Origin of the sequence: Planctomicrobium mucosum (assembly GCF_051466335.1) — a bacterium.
Classification (GTDB): Bacteria; Planctomycetota; Planctomycetia; order Planctomycetales; family Planctomycetaceae; genus Planctomicrobium.
On sequence record NZ_CP195793.1, the window covers coordinates 847134 to 867269 of the forward strand.

Consider the following 20136-nt stretch of genomic DNA (forward strand, 5'->3'; position numbering starts at 1 on the left):
CGAAAGCAATGAAAATGACACCTCTAGAATCTCTTGTTGCATCTGGTACCAAAGTCTGGCTTGATTCCATTGATCCAGACCTGGTTCAGGAGAACTATCGGTTGGGAGCAACCGGAGCGACTTCCAATCCAATTATCATTTCCGATCTCATTCAGACCGGTCGGTTTGATGATGAGATTTCGAAGCTAATCGCTGAAGGACTCGATGACTCGACACTGGCCTGGAAACTGACCGACAAGCTTGTTCAGGATGCCCAGAACGTCTTTCTTCCAGTCTGGGAAAAGACGAACGGAAATGATGGGTACGTCAGTTTCGAACTCGATCCACTCCTCGAAGATGTTGACAACCCGATTGCGGTTGAAGAGCGCGCCGCCCGTTACATTGAGCTCGGAAAGAAATGGGCCGCTGGTCACAAGAATCGCATGATCAAGGTGCCAGCGACCGAAGGTGGATTGCTGGCACTTGAGGAACTGACAGCCGCCGGTGTGACATTGAACGTCACACTGATCTTCAGCGATCGTCAATACAAAGAGGCTCGCGAAGCAGTCTGGCGAGGAGCACAACGTCGCACAGCTGGGAAACCTCTCAAGTCTGTCTACAGTATTTTCGTCAGTCGCATTGATGTGTACACCGCAAAGCATGCTCCTGACCTCTCTCCGGAAGCACAGGGGCAAGTCGGGATTCTGAACGTCAAACGGATCTGGCAAGAGAATGCATCCTATTGGGAAGAGAAGTCCCTGCCGCTGAAGCAGGAGATCATTTTTGCGAGCACGGGCACGAAGAAGCCCGAAGATCCGAAAGACAAGTACGTGGCGGCTCTGGCTGGCTCAGATATTCAGACCAATCCACCTGATACGAACGCGGCTGTTCAGGCACTGGGGCACAGCTACACGCGACAGGTCGATCAAATGCTTCCTGCCGCTGTGATCGCAGAGATTGATCAGAAGGTCGACTTCGTGAAGATGGAAGAAGACCTGATGCGGGAAGGGCTCGAGAAATTTGCCAAGCCTCAAAAAGCTTTGCTCGACCTGATCGCCCAAAAGCGATCACTCTTGCAAGCCAAGTAGGACCCATGTGAGAATCTGAATTGTAGTGAACCGGACGTGTGCTTTGCTGGGCACGCGTCCGGTTTTACGTTCCCTCTGAAAATGGAACGCATGACCTTTTCAGCGAACAACAGACTGGCGCATCAACAAGCCACCAGAAGAAGAAAGAGTGACTCTTGTCACAAGACCCAGATCCCACGCGTGAACCACTGAGGCTCGACCAGTTTTTGAAGATGAGCGGGCTGACCAATACTGGTGGACAAGCAAAGGTGATGATTCAGGCCGGCGATGTCATGGTGAACGGAGAAATCGAACTCCGCCGCCGCAGAAAATTGGCCCTTGGAGACATCGTCGAAATCGATGGTCACCAGGTTTCTGTTGATGAGTATCTGATCGATGACGAGCCTGGGCTCTTTGAAGACTAACCCGGCTACTCAATGACTACGGCGGCGATAACAATCGTGATTATCGCCGCCGTAGTCTAAGTCGAGAGAGTCGCTCTAGGATCGAACGTACTCTTTGAACCGGGTGCGAAGTTGGGTCGTAATTGGACCGGGAAGACCGCTTCCGATAACGCGACCATCGAGCTTGGTCACAGCAATGACCTCGGCAGCAGTTCCGGTCAGGAAACACTCATCTGCCACGTAAATGTCATGTCGCAACAACGTCATTTCGCGAACTTCGATTCCCGCTTCCTTGGCGAGTTCGATGACGACGTTTCGTGTCACTCCTTCGAGAATTCCAGAGTCTGTCGATGGAGTTTTCAGCACCCCATTCTTCACGATGAAAATATTGTCGCCGGTGCACTCAGCCACTTCACCAACATGGTTCAGCATCAGTGCCTCTTCAAATCCAGCATCGGTCCCTTCGACCTTCGCCATGATATTGTTGAGGTAGTTCAAAGACTTGATGCGTGGGCTCAATGCGTTGGGATGATTGCGAATCGTGCTTGCAGTGATGATCTCCATCCCCTTGTCGTACATCTCCTGCGGATACATCTTGATGGTGTCTGCGATGATGATCACTTGCGGATGACTGGTGCGACGAATGTCGAGTCCCAGTGTTCCTGATCCGCGAGTCACAACCAGTCGGACGTAACCATCCTGGATGCCGTTGGCTGCGACGGTTTCTTCGACCGCCTTCAGCATTTGTTCCGGTGAAATCGGAATGATCAAGCGGATCGCCAAGGCGCTCTCGTAAAGGCGATCGATGTGATCCTGATGTCGGAAGACTTTTCCGGAGTAAACGCGGATTCCTTCGAAGACTCCGTCCCCATACAGCAGGCCGTGGTCGTACACGCTGATCACAGCGTGCTCTTTCTCCACCAGTTTTCCGTCGAGATAGATCTTTTGTGACATGGTGGGAAATCCCGTGCTTTCATCAAAACTTGAACGTCTGAAACGCAACATCCGAAACGAACACTCGAGTCTGATTCCCAACTGTCTTCGGGGATCGATCTCGGCAGACGTTTCGGATGACGAACTTCCAGAACTGAAACAGCTGTTAGGCTGCAATTTCTTCCAGCGATTGAATGCGTCCTTCGCAAAGACGTACAATTCGTCCCGCCTGCCCAGCAATCGCGTCATCATGGGTCACCATGATAATAGTCAGGGCTTCGGTCTCATTCAACTTGTGCAGGACGTTCATGATTTCCTGACCGGTCCGCGAATCGAGATTGCCGGTCGGTTCATCGGCCAGAAGAACCGAAGGTCGGCCAGCCAGTGAACGTGCGATCGCTGCCCGCTGCATCTCTCCCCCGGAAAGTTCCGAGGGGCGATGGCGGATTCTGTGGGAGAGTCCCACTTTTTCAATTATTTCCAAGCCCTGCTCACGCAGTTCTTTTCTTTTTCTCCAGTACTCGAACATGGAGTAACGGATCATCAGCGGAGAAAGGACATTCTCCAAAAGAGTCAGTTCGGGCAAAAGATGGTAAAACTGAAAAACAAATCCAAAAACGTTGTTTCGCAGTTCATCCCGTGTTGCCACCGGAAGTTGGTCGATCCGCGCTCCATCCAACCAGATTTCACCCTGATCAGGTTCGTCCAGAAGACCTAACAGGTGCATGAGCGTGCTTTTTCCGGAACCGGACTGACCGACAATCGACAAAAACTCGCCGCGATGGACGGAGATATCAACTCCCCGTAACACCGGAACCTTGTGCTCTCCTTTTCTGTAGGCTTTGTCTACAGCCTTGGCACAAAGATGAGGAAGTCGATTCTGCATGGAAATTGTCCGCTGGATGGTCAACATGGATGGCTCAATCTCGTCTACAGAAACTTCGAATTCAGTACGGAGACTCAGGTCTCACACCAGAACATGAGAGTAGAGCCACTCTCTGGAACAACAGTATTCAGGGTCAGTCCTGACGCAGGGCACGGACTGGATGCAATGCTGCCGCCCGTCGAGCGGGGAGTACGCTGGCGAGTACTGCAATGATCATTGCCCCAGCAGCAACCCATGCCACCATCGATGGATGAACTGCCGTTGGAATCTCATGGAAGTAGTAAATCGATTCGTCGAAAACTTTATGCCCTGTCACCATTGAGAGAACTTCTTCAATCTCGTTGATGTAGTGCACAAACAATAATCCAAGCACGACTCCGGCCCCGCTTCCAACGACTCCCAACGAGAGTCCGTAAGAGAGGAAGATCATCATAATCCCGCGGGAACTCGCTCCGAGCGCTTTGAGAATTCCAATGTCGCGGGTCTTCTCGACGACGATCATGAAGAAGATCGCCAGAATACCGAATCCAGCAACGGTGATGATGAGGAACAGGAGCACGTTGAGAATGGCAGACTCGACCGCCACCGCTTCGAGAAGTGGACCTTGCTTCTGCTCCCAGGTTCGAACCTGAAAATATCCGCTCAGACCCTGACTCAGGCGGCGAACCACTTCTTGAGCGTCCCGGTAGTCTTTGAGTTTGATCTGTAACGTAGTGACTGCCCCCTTCTTCCAGTCGAGGTTCTCTCGAGGGCGACTTGGATCGGGACCTGACAGCATGCCGCGAACGTACTGCAATTCATCGAGGTTGCAGAAAACAAGGTTGGAATCGTATTCACTCATTCCGCTCTTGAAGACGTCAACGATTGTGGCCTTGAACGCTGCGGGTTCTGGCTGACCCGCTTTAATTGTGGTCAACACCACGTCCTGACCGGGCTTGGCCATATGCATGGTGCGAGTTTTGTCAGTCCCCGTTTCTTTGTAAGGGAAACTGATCAGGCCACTGCCGACATAGATTCTTGCTGGCAAGGGATCTTCAGGATTTTTGGTCTCAACGGCCAATGGATTCGTCCCTTGGAACGGATCATCAAAGATGCTGTTGGCGTCGTCTTCGACCGAATTTCCTGTCGCCAACTGAACTCCGTCCTCAACGGCGAGTTCTTCGAGTTGGAATCCGTTTTTGTTGACGATTGATGGCTGAACGCCGTCTGCTGAATACGGTTTGGCTGCAGACTGATAGCTGCGGCCATATTCTTCGAATTGCTGTGCTCGCACCCATTCTGAACGGTAGGTCAATGCTTCCTTGGTCAGCGACCAATCGAGTGGGGAGTCCATTGCACGCAGTGGATTCCGGACAACGACATCGTCCTCAGTCATGGTTTGACGACTTTGGAGGTATTGCGCCAGTGGACTCACTGCGTTTTTGGATTCAGGGTCGATCCCTACGAGTGTGACCAGCCGGTAGACGTCTCGTCCCATCCAGCGGAAACTCATCATGCCGTAGATTTCGACAGTCGGAGTCAATGCCTGAATGTAGTCGCCAGCGAGAGCATCGACTTCTTTCAGAAGGCTCTCGGTGTCAGTCGTGCCATCCATGCTGGTCGTTTCGACCATCACGTCGCCCAGTGTCGCATGAATTCTCTCGCGCATCTGGCTGCTGAAACCAGACATCACGCTATTGACGACAATCATCGTCGCCACACCCAACGTCACGCTGATCACGCTTGCGAGCGCAATAAACCGGGTTCGTAGGTAGCGATTCGCGATCAAAAATTTGTACATGCGCATTCCTTTGCATTTGGCGTCCTTGCCATCGGCCGGGAGTTTAGGTCGATTCCGGAAATGCGTCGAGGCGAATTCTGCCGGTTCTATCGCTTTTTTTGCTGGACGCGATTACTTCGAAATACCTCGCAATAAGAAATCCGTTCTCTTTTTAGGAAAAGAACTTGTGGAGAGACCGTCTATTCAGAGAAGAGGACTTGCGCTGGAATGATGAATGCGAACGCAAGAGCAATTCCCGCCCAGAAAATGAACAGGGAGTACTGGAATGCTGTAAAACAGAGGCTCGCTTTGGCGTCAGAAGATTGAAGCTGTTCACGGAGTGGCTGAGGATGTTCAGGCAAATGCAGGTCTCCACTTCCGAGTTGCCTGAACAATCTGAGTAGTCCAGCTACTGCGAGGAGATTGGAAATCAGGACGACCCATCGCAGCGCTGCTCCTCCACTGGTCCCGATTCCTTCCAACGAAATCATTGCGCTCCAGGCTTGAGCAAAGCCTGTCACTCCCGGTGTCAGCGTGAGAGTCAGGCAACACAGGAGGAGCGTGGGCGGCAGCCAAGGTGCGATCGCATTCAAGCCTTGATAGCGGACTAATTCGGTACTTCGGAATCGCTCTGTGATTGTCGAGACTGTGACACTGAGCAGAATGAGCGAAGCAATCTCCCCGATGACTAACCCTGACAGAAGTGCTCCGATCGCATCCGGAATCGCGATCACAGAAATCAACGTGATCTGCTGTGTCCAGATCACGGTATTGCTGAGAATCTCTGGCAGTTGAGCATGGGAGAACATCATCAGTGCGACGAAGGACGCACCCGAAACCGTGATGTAAAGAGCCCAGTTTCCGAAGTTCTTCACGGCTTCCGGATCCAGCTCCATCAGTGTGCTGACCCCTACGAACAGCAGCACTTTGCTCCATACGAGAATCCAGATTCGATCTTGGAGATGCGATGAAGCATTGACTTCGGAGAACCACAAATGAAATGGAAAGCAACCCGAGGCGATTGCGAGGCCGAGTATCCAGATGAGCGATGGCAGCTCGCGATACTCACCCCAAAGTTCGGTCGCAGCTGGATGCAATTGAAATGCAGTCTGAATTCGACTGGCCAGCTCAAAAATAGTTGCTTTCGTCTCTCCCGGTGCCGCGACAGGGACGGATTGAATCATTGATGCGCTCGATGAGAACATCGCAAGACTGGCCCCCATGAGTATCAGGCCGATCACCTGCATTACAAGAAATACATTGGCAGATCGTCGACGGTGCTGAATCCCGGACGTAGCCACCGAGAGTGAGATCAGAATCGCGGTGAAGAAACCGCTCGAGAGCAGTGTTCCGAAATCGTCACCAACAATGAACAGGCTGACGAGCGAGGCAATCAGGAGATTCAATGACGTCCGTTGTGACGTGTTCACCGGGGAACGTGAGAATAGCTGAGTAGTGACGCCGACCCACGGAAGGACTGCAATCAGCAACGCAGAGTCGCTTGTTAACCTCCACGAAATTCGATCCGCCCACTGATGTCCGGGTTGCGGAGAACGCAGCTGCCACTCAATCGTAATTGCGTTATCGAAATCTTCCAAAGCAGGCAGTAGTTGTGCTTCCCTGAGCAGCACCAGCCCGGTCAATGCCAGAAGGCCATAGACAACAACTGAAAGACGTGCGGCGACTTTTGGGCACCGCTGGAGCAGTAGAAAGACTATTGCCGCAGCCAGAGCAGGGAAGAGCAATTGGAACAGCAACAAGTATGGTACAAGGTGCTGTGTCAGTTGCATGATCGATCGACGCTACCGGGAATTGTGTTGATCTGGATCATCTCAAAATAATCGTCCGGGCGACAGAACACAATTCGCGACCGCTGAGACTTATTCCGGCGGGGGATGGATTTCCATGGTGGTCGGAATGGACTCGATCATGGTCTCGCCTGCGTTCACTGATCGTGTCGCAGGAATCTGACCTCATGGAGGCAGTTCTTAAACTGCAAAAAAGGAAGCCCGAGAAAAGTTCTCGGGCTTCCGGTGCATTGGCAGGTCAATTTCAAATCACATTCACAGGGAAGTGAAATGAACTTTCACTGACTACTTCTTGGCTCGCTCAGCCTTTTCTTTGCGGCGACGCTCAACGACTTCTTCCTGAATGTTCTTCGGAACCTGCTTGTAGGAACCGAATTCCATGCTGAAGCCACCCTTACCTTGAGTCATCGAACGAAGTTCGTTTGCATAGTCGAACATCGCTGCCAGTGGGATTTCTGCGTTAATCACGCATGAACCTTCACGGGCGTCGGTCGAAGTGATCAGACCACGCTTCGAGGAAAGGTGACCGGTCACGGAACCCTGATACTCTTCAGGAGCTTCCACTTCCAATCGCATGATTGGCTCGAGGAGAACCATTCCGGCCTTCTCAAGTGATTCTCGCATACATCCCCAACCAGCGGTTTCGAATGCTTTTTCGGATGAGTCGACGTCGTGGTAACTTCCGTCGTCCAGATCCGCAGCAACACGAACCACTTCGCACTCGATCAACGGTCCCTTGACAAGTGCTCGCTCGAAGCCGTCTTTCACCGCTGGGATGAACTGACCAGGAATACGACCCTGGCTGATGTTGTTGTTGAACTGGAAGCCCTGTTCCCCTTCTTCTGGAAGTGGGAAAATCTTACCGACGATATGGGCGTATTGTCCCGAACCCCCGGTCTGCTTCTTGTGCTTGTAGTTGTACTCGACGGTCTTGGTCGGCATTTCCTTGTAAGCCACTTTCGGCTCACCGACAACCACTTCACATCGATATTCGCGTTTGATTCGCTCGATGTAAATTTCGAGGTGCAACTGTCCCATACCAGCGATAATCGTTTCGTTGGTTTCAGGATCGCTGCTGACGTGGAAGGTTGGGTCTTCGCGGCGGAAACGCTCAAGAGCCTTGCCGAGGCGGTCTGCACCGTCACGTTGTGCCGGCTCGATTGACAGACGAATCACAGGCTCTGGAACGAAGATGTTTTCGAGCGAGTAGTTCACACTCTCTGCACAGAATGTGTCTCCGGACGCACAGTCAATACCGACGACAGCGATGATGTCACCAGCTTCAGCAATTTCGATATCTTCACGCTCGTCCGCATGCATGCGGACGAGACGGCCGAAGCGAATCTTCTTGCCGGTACGGGTGTTGATGTAGCTTTCACCCTTTTTGATCGTTCCCTGGTAGAGTCGGGTGTAAGTCAACTGCCCGAACTGCTCCATGACGGTCTTGAACGCCATGCAAACGAGAGGATCGTTTGCATCGTCGCTCAGAGTGATACGCTTGGTCTCGTGTTCACCGAGTTCGCCCGACTTCTGCAGCTTAGCTGTCGTGTCGATGTCGATAGCGGTCACGATACGATCGTTTGGACGTGGCAGGTACGAGACGACGCCGTCAAGCAACTCCTGAACACCTTTGTCCTTGAACGCCGAACCACACATCACTGGGGTGATGGACTGAGTTAATGTGGCACCGCGAATAATCTTGCGAATTTCGTCAGCGGGAATTTCCTGCTCTTCGAGCATTGCCACCATCAGCTCGTCACTGAACATGGACAGGCCTTCGAGCATTTCGTGGCGGTAAGTTTGAGCTTCTTCCAGGAGTTCTGCTGGAATTGCTTCGCGACGAATGGTTTCTCCACGAGGCTCGTCAAAGTAAACGGCCTGCATGTCGATGAGGTCGATCACACCGTTAAAGGTTGGACCGGCGCCGATTGGAATCTGGATCGGAACTGGAGTTGCGCCCAGCTTGTCACGAATCTGCTTCACAACGTTGTAGAAGTTCGCACCAGTTCGGTCCATCTTGTTGACGAAGGCGATGCGTGGAACCTTGTATCGCTTCATCTGGCGGTCGACGGTCAACGACTGACTTTGAACTCCACCGACAGAGCACAGAACCAGAACGGCGCCGTCGAGAACGCGGAGACTACGCTCCACTTCAACGGTGAAGTCCACGTGTCCCGGGGTGTCGATGACGTTGATTGTGTTGTCATTCCAGCGAACTTGGGTTGCAGCGGAAGCGATGGTAATTCCGCGTTCACGTTCGAGGTCCATGCTGTCCATGGTTGCCCCGTCGCCATCACCCTTCACTTCATTGATCTTGTGAATACGACCGGTGTAGTAAAGAATTCGCTCAGTCAGTGTCGTCTTACCTGAGTCGATGTGGGCGGAAATCCCGATATTACGAACTTTATTCAGATCCATGTCGCTACCAGTTGGGAAAAGAAAGTAGAGAATTTCATTATGCGGATTACTGCTTTACAGAAATCCCATTAACCGCTTACTCGCGGTACAAAGCGATGCCAGCAAACTGCCTCCTTCCCCTCACTGTACGTGAAGGAAAGCGGCTAACCCCGAACAGCTCGAATAGGGTTCTGCATGCTGACTAGTCCTGTTCTTAAAGCTCCGGCTGCTTTTCGGTGATTTGAAACCACATCAAGAAAGTAGCGGAATCCCTGTGTCGGTCAAAAGACTGAGCACTTCTCGTTTATCACGCGAGATCACTTCGACCGGCACAACGTTGAGATGCGTCTTACGAAGAGTCAACCAACGGATTTTAGCAGTTCTCATGCCACACCGTCAGCGATGACAATGCAAATTTATCGCAGTATCCCACTTTTTGACCCCTCGATCATAGGAGACTCGACGGGACAGGAAAAGAGCGATTCAATAAAAACTTAGTTTGCCTATGCTGACGTATCAGCCACAACTCCCGACCCGTTCATCGCTGGAAATGTATAGGGGCTGTAACTGCAGTCCGTAAAACGATTTAATTGCAGCTCGCGAGTTCTGTGGTGTGCAGTGCTTCAGTTTCTCAAATTTGCTAACTGAACTCCACTCCATTCGCACGCCATAGCGGTCAGGCGACTCGCAATTTCCCGCGAGACTTGGAAGGAAGGTCCACGATATCGTGAATGGAACCTGTGACAATGCGGGATTCAAAGTGCCCGTTATGCTCGGCGAGTTGAACCGGAACAGGGGTCACCGGAAATAACATGGTCGACAGAATGCTCGCGTTGACGTCTGCATCCTGTTGAAGGGTCATTTTGAACTGGTTGAGAATCATCGGAAGTGAAATTTTCAGCTGCATCATTCCGAGGGCCGCTCCAACACACATTCGGGGACCAGCGCCGAACGGGAAATAGGCGTACGGAGAAGGGCTGATCGTTTCCCAACGCTCAGGGATGAATCGCTTCGCCTGAGGATAAAGATTCTCCATGTGATGGGTGATGAACTGGCTGAAGATGACTGTCGACCCGCGCTGCAGGTTGAACGGGCCAAGCTGGAGTGGTTCTGCAGCAACTCGCAGGGAATACGCGCTCGCTGGGAGAATTCGCATGCTTTCCCGGAGGACCGAATCGAGGTAAGTCATCGATTCGAGATCTTCCTGACGAGGTGCTCCGCCGGCCAGGGTCTCATTTAACTCACGATGGAGTTTGGCCATGATTTCTGGGTGCTGTGCCAAAAGGAACAGCGTCCAGGTCAATGTATGAGCGGACGTCAGATGGGCTGCGCCGAACAAGAGGACGATGTGTCCGATCAACTGGTCATCAGTCACACCTGCTTCTTGCTCATGAGCGCGAATCAGAAGTGACAAAACGTCGAATCCGAGTTTCCCGCTTCGACGGATCGCGATCATTTCCTGGACCGCTTCTTCCAGCTCTTCCGCTGCCCTCAGAAGTTCATCGTAGAGTGCGCCGGTCTGGTCATCTGAGAAGAATGCAGAAGGACCGACCTTGTGATTGAGGGCAACCCATCGCTCTGTCAGTTCACCGACCCGGAATGCCAATTCGGGAATATCGATTCCAAACAGAATCGAACTAGTGAGCTGGAGCATGTAATGGGTCATGTCTGCTGCGAGATCACGAACCTGACCTGGCCTCCAGTCTGCCATTGCCTGCTGACTGATGCTTACAACGGTGTCGTGGTATGCTGATACGGCGCGCTTCTGGAACGGACCCATCACTATGCGACGGTGTTGTTTATGGCTTTCGCCATTCATCGTGAGGAGGCCACTTGTGACGCGTCTTTGGGCGGATTTTCTCGGTCCTCGAATCGCAAAAAACTGCGAGTGAAAATGCTGAGAATCCGATAGCACCTGCTTCGTATAATTTGGACCGAATACGAAGTGCAATCGTTGCGAGTTTTCTTCGATGGCAGCAATTTCACCAAATTCAGCGTGAAGCTGCGTCATGCAGCGCGCCGGATCGTCGGCGAAATCGGCGATTCGACCACTTTTGACAGGCAATGGTGGGTTCATTGAGGAGATCGAGAGGTTTGTCATGTCTGGCATCCATGCCGTCGATGTAATATTGGGAGGTCTAGGTAAACAATAGCTTATATTGATACCTTCCAAATGCCCTGATGCAACACCTGAGATTCCCGAAATGAAAACATAAAGTACATCTTTGGGGAGGATAGAACGTTTCCGTCTATCGTAGAAGTCGAATTTTAGGGATTCTGAGGCTTGTGGAACGCCGTTGAATAACGCAGGCTTCCTATCTTCTGCGGATTCTGTCGGAAAAGTTACAAAAATTCTCGATGATGAGTGAAGGCGCCGCTCGATCCTCCCCACCCTCCAGAGATCTACTACCATCTCTCACTTCCGACTTCTATTATTGTGAAGCCGTCGGGCCGCCCCTTTCTCCAGAAACGATGAATCGAGGATCACGCAGTGGAATTAGCCCGGGAAATATCAGGTCCGGTTGCTGTAATCGGCGATGTTCATGGGCAAGTGCACCAGTTGGAATGTGTTCTTCAACAACTCAAGGCACTTCCGGATTACGAACGACGCTGGATCGTTTTTATTGGAGATCTGGTCGATCGTGGACCGAATCCGCAAGGTTCGATGGAACTCGTGTTGGAAACTCTCCGTGACCATGAACGAACCACTGTCGTTTGTGGAAACCACGAGTACGCGATGGCCGCGGCTTTGAAGTTCGTTGATACGCCTGAGTACTGCGACTGGGCCAATCGCTGGCTGGACCACTACGGTTGCCAAACGACATTTCGCTCATATGGTGTCCAGAATTATACGAATCTTGCGGAACTGAGAGACGCTGTGCCTGATGCACACCGGGATCTTCTCTCAGATCTCCCTTGGTGCGTCGAACATCCTGAGTACTTCTTTGTTCACGCCGGACTCGATCCATCCACGCCTTTTGCGCTTCAGAGAGACATTCTCAGGGATCGCGACCTGACACTCACTCGTCCACAATGGCTTTGTTCGAAAAGCCTGACGTTTCAGAACCCTCCGCGCGATTGCACCAGCGTTGTGGTTTCAGGGCATGTCAGAGTCCCCAAAGTGACTTTCGGCCCAAAACGACTCTTGATCGACACCACTGGTGGAGAGTCCGGTCCTTTGAGCTGCGTCCTGCTCCCTGAAAACCAAATCATTCATTCCGATCTCGACCGTGCTCCAGAGTTTACTGTCTGGCCTACCAACGATGGCGCAGCCCCAAAGAAAAAGCGGGGCTGGTTCTGGTAACGGGACAGGGGACGCTGTCATATCGACGAAATTGATTCCGTTCGGGAATCTCATCACAATGAGTTTCCGAGTTCGTGAGTGACCCCTTTCCAAATGTCCCCACCATCGAGGATGAGACATGTCGACGACCCGTCGCAATTTTCTGACGACTTCATTTGTTACAGGAACATCAGCCCTCGCCGCCGGTCTCGCTGTAACGCAGCCATCGTTGGCTGCTGAATCCCATTACGGGCTGATCCAGCCAGGAAGCACCATCCTTTTTCAGGGAGACTCAATTACCGATGCGGGGCGGAGCAGAGAGACTGCAGGGACTCCGAACATCGCTTCCACGATGGGTGGAGGATACGCGAGTATGGCAGCGGCTCACCTGCTGGTGGACCACGCAGATTCAGAACTCAAAATCTTCAATCGTGGGATCAGTGGTAACAAGGTTCCAGACCTTGCTGCGCGGTGGGATGCCGACTGCTTGGCTCTGAAGCCGGACGTACTGAGCATCCTGATCGGAGTGAACGATATCTGGCACAAGCGGAACGGAAATTACCAGGGAACACTCGAATCTTACGAGACAGGTTACCGCGAACTGCTGAAACGCACTTTCGATCAGCTTCCGGATCTTAAGCTGGTCATCTGCGAACCCTTTGTACTGAAATCCGGAGCGGTCGACGACTCGTGGTTCCCAGAATTCGATGGTTACCGCGAAGTGGCTAAAAAGATTGCAGAAGAATTCAAAGCTGTGTTCGTTCCGTTCCAGTCGCATTTCGACAATGCCATCTCCTTTGCCGAAGCAAAACACTGGGCAGGGGACGGAGTTCACCCGAGTCCGTTTGGCTCTGCTCTGATGGCCCATGAATGGGTTCGAGCAGTCGCTCATGCGAAGAAGTAGAAATTGATCTGAGTCCGCAGCGATTTCAGAGATTCGCCTGTAAGTTGCTGCGGACTTCTGATGCAATTCGATCCAGATGTTCGCTCAGATTTTTTGTCAGCTGGCCGCACAATTCCCAGTTTGAGTCCAGTGTGGCCAGCTCTAGTTCATGCGCCAGTTTTTCAGCGGGAGCCCCCAGCGTCCGCAAGCCCCCCTTGATTGTGTGGGCATGCAGTCGGCTGGTTGCTGAATCCTGCTCCGCAATGGCTTTCGTCATCTTTTGCCACAGAACAGGAATCTCTTCGAGGTACGCCATGGCGACGTCTCTCGCAAGGTCTTCGTCGTGCTGGGCATGTTCTAAAAGAACGGACCAGATGAATTCTGGTTCCTGTCGAGGCGTGAGCTGTTTGTCGGCTTCCGCGATGTTCACACTTTCGGGCAGAGCTTCTTCTTCCGCTTTAGAATTTTTCACCGGGGAAATGGAAGCGAGGACCGTTGCCAGATCAAACGGGCGAATCGGCTTGGAGAGATACTGATCCATTCCAGATGCCAGACAGAGTTCCCGATCTCCCTTCATCGCGTGCGCGGTCATTGCAACGATCGGAGTCGGAGGCTGCTGGTATTCGGACTGATATTCCCGAATCGTCCGCGTCGCTTCAATTCCATCCATCTCCGGCATTTGAACATCCATGAGGATCACGTCAAACCGCTGCTCCTTCGCCGCCTGAACCGCCTCCAGTCCGTTTGTCGCAACGCTGATGGAATGTCCCCATCGATTTAACAATCCGATGGCCAGTTTGCGATTGGCAAGGCTGTCCTCAGCGAGAAGAATGTTCAGCGGAGGGCTTTCCGGAATCTTCGGAGTCTGATTCTTTTGCTGATCATCGTGTTTCACAGACAGGTCGAGTGCCGAAGCAATCGCATCAGATAGGTCAGACTGCTTGATCGGCTTCACAAGATAGGACCGGACTCCATGCTGTTCGCATTTCTCTAGCTCAGAGGCTCTTTCGTACGCACTCAGCATCATGATCACGAGCGGTGATTCGTAATCGGAATTCTGAATTCTTCGAGCAAGCACAAAACCATCGGCATCGGGCATTGAACTGTCGATGATGACAATTTGATAGGGCGTCCCCGTCTGATGTGCTTGTTCCAACTCGGCGGTCGCTTCAGCGACTGATGAGGCAACCGTCGGAATCATTCCCCAATTCGAACACATTTCATCCAGTATTCTCCGGTTCGTGGCAAAGTCATCCACGAGGAGTACACGCATCCCGGCAAAAGGAGTTTCATTGGAGTCCCGTTGTCCCGATTCATCTCCGGTGACTCTTGGGAAGGTCACTTCAATATGAAATGTACTTCCACGGCCGATTTCACTGGCGACCCATAATCTGCCGTTCATGAGCGAAACGAGGCGGGTCGAGATTGCCAGTCCGAGACCTGTCCCTCCATAATCGCGTGTCGTCGACATATCCGCTTGTTCGAAGGCTTCGAAGATTCTCCCCTGTTGTTCCGGAGTAATTCCGATTCCGGTGTCCGAGACCTGAATGTGCAATGTCACCTCTTTTTCGGTGATGGCATCACATTGAACATCAACAACGATCTCACCAACTTTGGTGAACTTGATTGCGTTGCCAATCAGATTCACCACGATCTGCCGCAAGCGAAGAGCGTCGGCAAAAATGGACCGCGGGACGTTTGGTGCAATGTGGCATGCCAGTTCCAGATGCTTCGCCTGAGCCCGGAGTGCCAATGGTTTGATGGAATCTTCTAGCCAATCGCGGATGTCGAACTTCGTCGGATCCAGTTCCAGTCGGCCGGACTCAATTTTCGAGAAGTCGAGAATGTCATTGATGATCCCCATCAACGACTCTGCTGAAGTCAGAACTGTCTCGATGTAATCCCGCTGTAGAGCAGTCAGCATGGTGTCCAGAATCAGTTCAGACATCCCGATGATGGCGTTCATCGGTGTCCGAATTTCGTGACTCATGTTTGCCAGAAATTCGCTCTTGGCACGGTTGGCGACTTCTGCAGCTTCCTTGGCAGCTTTGAGATCCTGTTCAGCTTGCTTGCGTTTGGTGATGTCACGGGCAATTCCAACCAATCCGATGATGTCGCCGTTCGGACCACGCACTGGCACCTTCGTCGTCAATCCCCAATGAATTTCGTTGGTGGGAGTGATAATGTGCTCTTCCCGATTAATCATCGGGCGGCCGTGCAGAATGACCTCCAGGTCGTCTTTCCGATAGGCGTCCGCCAGTTCATCCGAGACGAAGTCGTAATCAGACTTCCCGATGATCTCGTCTTCCGACGTGCAACCGTACATGTCAAGTTGGGCGCGGTTCACCGTCACGAAGCAGCAGTTCGTGTCTTTGATGAACACGTAATCTGGAAGGTGGTCGATCAACGTTCGTAAGCGGTCCCGCTCAATGTGCAGAGCCTGAGACATTTCATGCTGAATGGTAATGTCGCGAGAGATTCCCAACGTTCCGATCACATTGCCATCGGCGCGTTGCAGGCGAACTTTCGTCGCAGAGAATCTCGAAATGCGCCCGTCTGGCCAGATGAGCGTCTCGATATGCTCGATCAGGGACTTTCCGGTTCGGATAATCTCCTCTTCCTGCTGCAGAGCAGCCATCGCATGTTCTGGCTGGAAATAGTCGAAATCCGTTGTACCGATCGCTTCGTCGGGAGAATTCAATCCAGACGAAATCGCTTTGGCCTTGTTAATGCGAATGTATTGTCCTTGAGGGTTTTTGAAGTAGATGTTGTCTGGAACAGCATCCATCAGACCATCGAGCAGCATGTTTTGAAATTCGAGATCCGTCTGTGCGCGTTCTCGTCGAGATACTTCGAGTTGAAGCTCCTCGACGACCTGTCGAAGTTCACTGGTGCTGCTGCGAACTCGTTCATCGAGCGAAGCGTTCAGAGCCATCGCATCGGCGTTTTTCAAATTCGCTTGCGCGCCGAAGAAAGCCATGAACCAAATTGTCATCAATGCTAATACGAAGTTGCTCAGTTCCGTATTGAACGCCTCACCCAGCGTGGGGAGTCTCCAGAGAAAACTGGCAATCAGCATAAGTGTTATAGCTGATGTAATCCATTTAAGCAGTGAGTGGGAGCGGGTCTCTACTGCGAGAACGAGAACTGCGATATACAGCAGTCCACAGGATGTTCCGTTTGGAAGAATAAAACTTGCCGCAAAAACACAAATTGCCAGCCCTACAGTAAACGCGACAGGAGAAACTGTATTAGATTTGCAAGGTTGGTACATGATGTTCGAGGCAATCCCTAGGAAGTTCGGTAAATTCGACACCACCGTTACCAGCCGGAGCCTAACATTACCAAGATATAAGGGATTCGTCTTGATGATCTTGGGGGTGATGGTTCATAAGTCGGAAATCGCCGGCCCATAAGAGACAGTTCTGCAACTCCACTTGTTGGAACTCAAATGTTTGAAGCGTTTTTCATCAGCGGGTTCATCGCCTGTCTGACGTTAATCATTATGAATCTTTGCGTGTTTTGGACAGGACGCCAGAGTATTCATCGTCGACTGCTGGAATTAGAACAAATCCGGTCAGTGGAACTTGCGCGCCAACAGCGGATCGTAGAGCTGTCTCGTCGCAACGCAGCCCACCAGTTCGAACTCAGGTGGATTTCGAGCCTTTCAGATGAATCGGGGACGCCACGGCATGTGATGCTGCTCCTTGATGGAGCCGTCCCTGCCGGATCGAAGTATTATGCATGGATTCTGAATCCGGCAGGTGAGGTCGTTGCTCAAAACTCGCAGGCCCATCAATCTCGGATCACTCTTGAAATCACGAAGGCCGGAAAATCCCGGTTGGAACAGCAAACGACGCCTCGACTCTCTACTCGTCGGCAGGAATTCATTCTGGCTCCAGGAGCCCCATCAAGCTCCATTCGAGAAATCCACGTCTTTCCTTGCGGAACGAAACGGTCTGACGGCTACCTGTTGTGCATGTCGCACGTTCCGGATCTGTCTGGCGACGCAGTCGCGGATCGAGTCCTCCTTGCGAACCTGAGCAGAACTCTGAAATTTGAATCCGCTGACCATTCTGCGGGGGCCAATGCTATTTCGGAACAGGAAATCGATCTCATTCGCGATATGTTGACGTTGCGAACGTTGACGGACAGCGAGTTTGATTCGCCTCATGCAATGCTGCAGGAGTTTCTTTGTCGCCTCGCCAGCTTGTGTGACTTTGAACGTGCCACCATTTTTCAAGTCGAATCTCCTGAAAAGGGGACGTTGATGCGACTGGCGAGTGGCGGGATCTCAGTGACTTATGAAGACGATTTACTCTGGAAAGAGGCTGAACGTCAGCAGCTTGCTCATCGAGGAAATTCACAGTCCGAACTCTACTGGACGGACCACTCTGGTACGTGTCAAACGGGATCGCTGAGATTACAAACCTGTCTGATTGCCGACCGCTGCGAGAGCCGGGAAAGCGGTGCAGGGGACATCGTTGTGATTCTTAGCAATCGATCGAAAGTCACACATAGTTCTCTCAAAGAAGACTTGGTGAGATGGGCAGCTGGATTCGTACCGCACACCTTCAGAAAAGCAGTCCTCCGAGAGCAGATCGAAGAACGTGCGAGATACGATGGCCTGACGCGAGTGGCGAATCGTCAAACGTTTGATGCCGAGATTGAGAAACGCTTCCGAGCGAGTCACGGGGCAGACTTTACCTGCAGCTTGCTCCTGATCGATATCGATCATTTCAAACTCGTGAATGATACCTACGGGCATCAGGTCGGGGATGAGGTAATCAAAAGCGTCGCCACCACGATCTCGCATGTCGTTCGTCAGATCAGATCGAATGACTCCAGCCTCGTGGCGCGATACGGAGGAGAAGAGTTCGCTGTCCTGTTGCCCGAAGTGGGGTTGGCAGGTGCAGAGAGAATCGCTGAAGAGATCCGTTGCGCTCTCGAGCTGAGACGCCAGAAATATGACAACGGACATTTCGGCATTACGGGATCGATTGGCGTTGCGACCCGGCAGGAAACTGACCTGCATCCAGAGATGATGATCAAAGCAGCCGACATTGCATTGTACGCTGCCAAGAACGGCGGGCGAAACTGCGTTGTGGTCGCTCCGGATCAGAACTCATCGGACGATAAGAAGCAGGTCTTGTTGAATATTCCGAATGAGTTCGCATCTTAAGAAATGGACCTCATTGGCGCGTTCGCACCGTTCGAAATTCCAAAACAGTGCGATGTGCACACTTCCGCCGAGTCTGCTGAGACAGGTGCTAGAAGTCGAACCAGATCCCCATCCCGGTCATCGATTCATATCGGTTTCCGAAGGACCACTGCATCGAGTGACCGTTGTAGTGTTGTACCCCTAGTCGGAAGAGGTGATTGGTTTGGCCGCCGCGCCAAGCCCAACCTGCTTCAGCATTTACGCTTCCGCTAAAGTTGAACTCTTGTCGCAAGTGTCCATGGATTGCGGCGAATGGAGCCCCGCGGAGGCCGGTGTCGACGAACAGAGCGGGGGCGTACTGAACACCGAATTGCAACTCAACTGGCTCTGCCAATCCTCCAGCTCCGACCGCGTAAGCGAATTCCCCGTAACCCTGGAGTTTCGGGTTGAAGTCATATGTGACCCCGACCAGCAATGAGTCGCGAACGTAGTTGTCACGCACAAAAGTGGGATTTCGAATCAGATACTCATCTCCGACATGGGAACTCACATGGGAGTATCCGGCTTTCCAGCGCCATTGTCCTTTCTTCCATGTCCCGACAAAACCCGCTCTAAAGTCTGCAGCTTCGAGATCAGATTCCTGTTCGGGATCGATTCGGACGAGGGCAGCACCTTCGACGTCCAACTGAAAGCCTTCTCCATCCGGACCGAAGGTTCCGTGGCGAAGAACTCCAAATCTGCCCCCGACTGCAGCTTCCCAGACGAGTCCGCGATCTCGATCCCAAAGCCAAGTTGCCTGAGTGCGAGGTTCTCGTGTGCCTGCGAGATAGGAATGGTAAAGGAGACCTTGCGGCATGACCTGCCACGCATAGGTACTGACATTGTCGAAATAGGTCGTCGTGTGCCCGTTTGAGGCCTGAGGAAGTTCTTCCCACGTGATTACCGGCTCTTCCGAGGGCATCTCCAATGCATCGAAATTCGACTGTTGAATCGTTGCGTAATTCGAGTCGGTGAAGTCAATTGGGCTTTCTGCGGACGCGAGAACGATACCGGAGCTTGGAATCTCGAAATTCGAGTCGATCCAGTCGCTAGCGATAGCGATCGGCCCTGTCGTCAGGATGACGAGAGCGAGAAGACTCAGATGAAGTAATTGTGATTTCGGGCGCATGAAATCTGATCGCCTCATTCAACAGAGGTCACGCTCGATAAGAGTCAGGGAATCTGCCGAAGATGCTCCGCGCCAGGGCGCAGCAAAACCAGCAGCGCTGCCCATTCTCTTATGCAGCGGTTTGGATGCGAGCAGTGTTGTGCTCTTTGTGACGTATGCAACGAAGGGAGTGTTTCCGTCTGTTGCGACGTTTCTATCGTCCGGTTCTTCTGTGAAATCCGCGGGTAACGGATCTGATGTGACGACGATTTCTGATTACGTGGCCGGATGTGCTGAATATTCCGAGGGAGGGGGTTTTGTTGTTTTTGGCGAAGAGATCGCCTGGAAAGGTTGAAGATTCTTGGAGCAAAAGCTGGAATAGGGTACACATGATCAATGCACATCAGTATATTGTGAACATTCAGTCCT

14 protein-coding genes are annotated in these 20136 nt (G+C 52.1%); 6 read left to right on the plus strand and 8 right to left on the minus strand.

The annotated features are described in order from the left end of the window. Positions 1-14 precede the first annotated feature (14 nt). Entirely contained in the window at positions 15-1067 is a 1053-nt protein-coding gene (locus SH668x_RS03495; protein WP_437187309.1) for a transaldolase family protein, read from the plus strand. 155 nt (positions 1068-1222) lie between these two features. Beyond that, positions 1223-1471 (plus strand): RNA-binding S4 domain-containing protein, encoded by a 249-nt coding sequence (locus SH668x_RS03500; protein WP_437187310.1) that lies wholly within the window; start codon positions 1223-1225, stop codon positions 1469-1471. Between the two features lie 75 nt (positions 1472-1546). On the opposite strand, the gene ilvE is transcribed toward SH668x_RS03500, so the two are convergent. The 6 genes from ilvE to SH668x_RS03530 form a co-directional block, all read right to left on the minus strand. Then, positions 1547-2404, minus strand: coding sequence for a branched-chain-amino-acid transaminase (gene ilvE, locus SH668x_RS03505; protein WP_437187311.1), 858 nt, complete (start codon positions 2402-2404; stop codon positions 1547-1549). Between the two features lie 145 nt (positions 2405-2549). After that, on the minus strand, positions 2550-3296 hold the full coding sequence (locus SH668x_RS03510) for an ABC transporter ATP-binding protein (protein WP_437187312.1): 747 nt from the start codon (positions 3294-3296) through the stop codon (positions 2550-2552). Positions 3297-3402: 106 nt separating this feature from the next. Further along, positions 3403-5049 carry an ABC transporter permease gene (locus SH668x_RS03515; RefSeq protein ID WP_437187313.1) on the minus strand — a complete coding sequence of 549 codons (1647 nt, stop codon included), beginning with the start codon at positions 5047-5049 and terminating at the stop codon, positions 3403-3405. A gap of 179 nt (positions 5050-5228) precedes the next feature. Further along, positions 5229-6818, minus strand: a complete 1590-nt coding sequence (locus SH668x_RS03520; protein WP_437187314.1) for a hypothetical protein — start codon at positions 6816-6818, stop codon at positions 5229-5231. 303 nt (positions 6819-7121) lie between these two features. Continuing rightward, on the minus strand, positions 7122-9254 hold the full coding sequence (gene fusA, locus SH668x_RS03525; protein WP_437187315.1) for an elongation factor G: 2133 nt from the start codon (positions 9252-9254) through the stop codon (positions 7122-7124). A 655-nt stretch (positions 9255-9909) separates the two neighbouring features. Beyond that, positions 9910-11334: a cytochrome P450 gene (locus SH668x_RS03530; RefSeq protein WP_437187316.1), complete on the minus strand. Its 1425-nt coding sequence runs from the start codon at positions 11332-11334 to the stop codon at positions 9910-9912. A 390-nt stretch (positions 11335-11724) separates the two neighbouring features. Between SH668x_RS03530 and SH668x_RS03535 the strand changes: the two genes are divergently transcribed. Both SH668x_RS03535 and SH668x_RS03540 read left to right on the plus strand, forming a co-directional pair. Next, entirely contained in the window at positions 11725-12537 is an 813-nt protein-coding gene (locus tag SH668x_RS03535) for a metallophosphoesterase (protein ID WP_437187317.1), read from the plus strand. 118 nt (positions 12538-12655) lie between these two features. Beyond that, complete coding sequence (locus tag SH668x_RS03540; RefSeq protein ID WP_437187318.1) at positions 12656-13420, plus strand: SGNH/GDSL hydrolase family protein; 765 nt, start codon at positions 12656-12658, stop codon at positions 13418-13420. 25 nt (positions 13421-13445) lie between these two features. Here SH668x_RS03540 and SH668x_RS03545 read toward each other — a convergent pair whose 3' ends face one another. Beyond that, positions 13446-16478, minus strand: a complete 3033-nt coding sequence (locus SH668x_RS03545) for a response regulator (protein WP_437187319.1) — start codon at positions 16476-16478, stop codon at positions 13446-13448. 372 nt (positions 16479-16850) lie between these two features. Here SH668x_RS03545 and SH668x_RS03550 point away from each other — a divergent pair, with 372 nt between their 5' ends. Beyond that, complete coding sequence (locus SH668x_RS03550; RefSeq protein WP_437187320.1) at positions 16851-18581, plus strand: GGDEF domain-containing protein; 1731 nt, start codon at positions 16851-16853, stop codon at positions 18579-18581. Between the two features lie 88 nt (positions 18582-18669). Here the strand turns inward: SH668x_RS03550 and SH668x_RS03555 are convergent, their stop codons facing one another. After that, positions 18670-19728: a DUF1207 domain-containing protein gene (locus SH668x_RS03555; protein ID WP_437187321.1), complete on the minus strand. Its 1059-nt coding sequence runs from the start codon at positions 19726-19728 to the stop codon at positions 18670-18672. Here SH668x_RS03555 and SH668x_RS03560 point away from each other — a divergent pair. Further along, on the plus strand, positions 19727-20062 hold the full coding sequence (locus SH668x_RS03560; RefSeq protein WP_437187322.1) for a hypothetical protein: 336 nt from the start codon (positions 19727-19729) through the stop codon (positions 20060-20062). The genes SH668x_RS03555 and SH668x_RS03560 overlap by 2 nt on opposite strands. The last annotated feature ends 74 nt before the right edge of the window (positions 20063-20136 follow it).

Coding starts and splice junctions, on each gene's coding strand:
- SH668x_RS03495 (WP_437187309.1), top strand. CDS start 15: ATGACACCTCTAGAATCTCTTGTTGCATCTGGTACCAAAGTCTGGCTT.
- ilvE (WP_437187311.1), bottom strand. CDS start 2,404: ATGTCACAAAAGATCTATCTCGACGGAAAACTGGTGGAGAAAGAGCAC.
- SH668x_RS03510 (WP_437187312.1), bottom strand. CDS start 3,296: ATGTTGACCATCCAGCGGACAATTTCCATGCAGAATCGACTTCCTCAT.
- SH668x_RS03515 (WP_437187313.1), bottom strand. CDS start 5,049: ATGTACAAATTTTTGATCGCGAATCGCTACCTACGAACCCGGTTTATT.
- SH668x_RS03520 (WP_437187314.1), bottom strand. CDS start 6,818: ATGCAACTGACACAGCACCTTGTACCATACTTGTTGCTGTTCCAATTG.
- fusA (WP_437187315.1), bottom strand. CDS start 9,254: ATGGATCTGAATAAAGTTCGTAATATCGGGATTTCCGCCCACATCGAC.
- SH668x_RS03530 (WP_437187316.1), bottom strand. CDS start 11,334: ATGACAAACCTCTCGATCTCCTCAATGAACCCACCATTGCCTGTCAAA.
- SH668x_RS03540 (WP_437187318.1), top strand. CDS start 12,656: ATGTCGACGACCCGTCGCAATTTTCTGACGACTTCATTTGTTACAGGA.
- SH668x_RS03545 (WP_437187319.1), bottom strand. CDS start 16,478: ATGCTGATTGCCAGTTTTCTCTGGAGACTCCCCACGCTGGGTGAGGCG.
- SH668x_RS03550 (WP_437187320.1), top strand. CDS start 16,851: ATGTTTGAAGCGTTTTTCATCAGCGGGTTCATCGCCTGTCTGACGTTA.
- SH668x_RS03560 (WP_437187322.1), top strand. CDS start 19,727: ATGAAATCTGATCGCCTCATTCAACAGAGGTCACGCTCGATAAGAGTC.
- SH668x_RS03555 (WP_437187321.1), bottom strand. CDS start 19,728: ATGCGCCCGAAATCACAATTACTTCATCTGAGTCTTCTCGCTCTCGTC.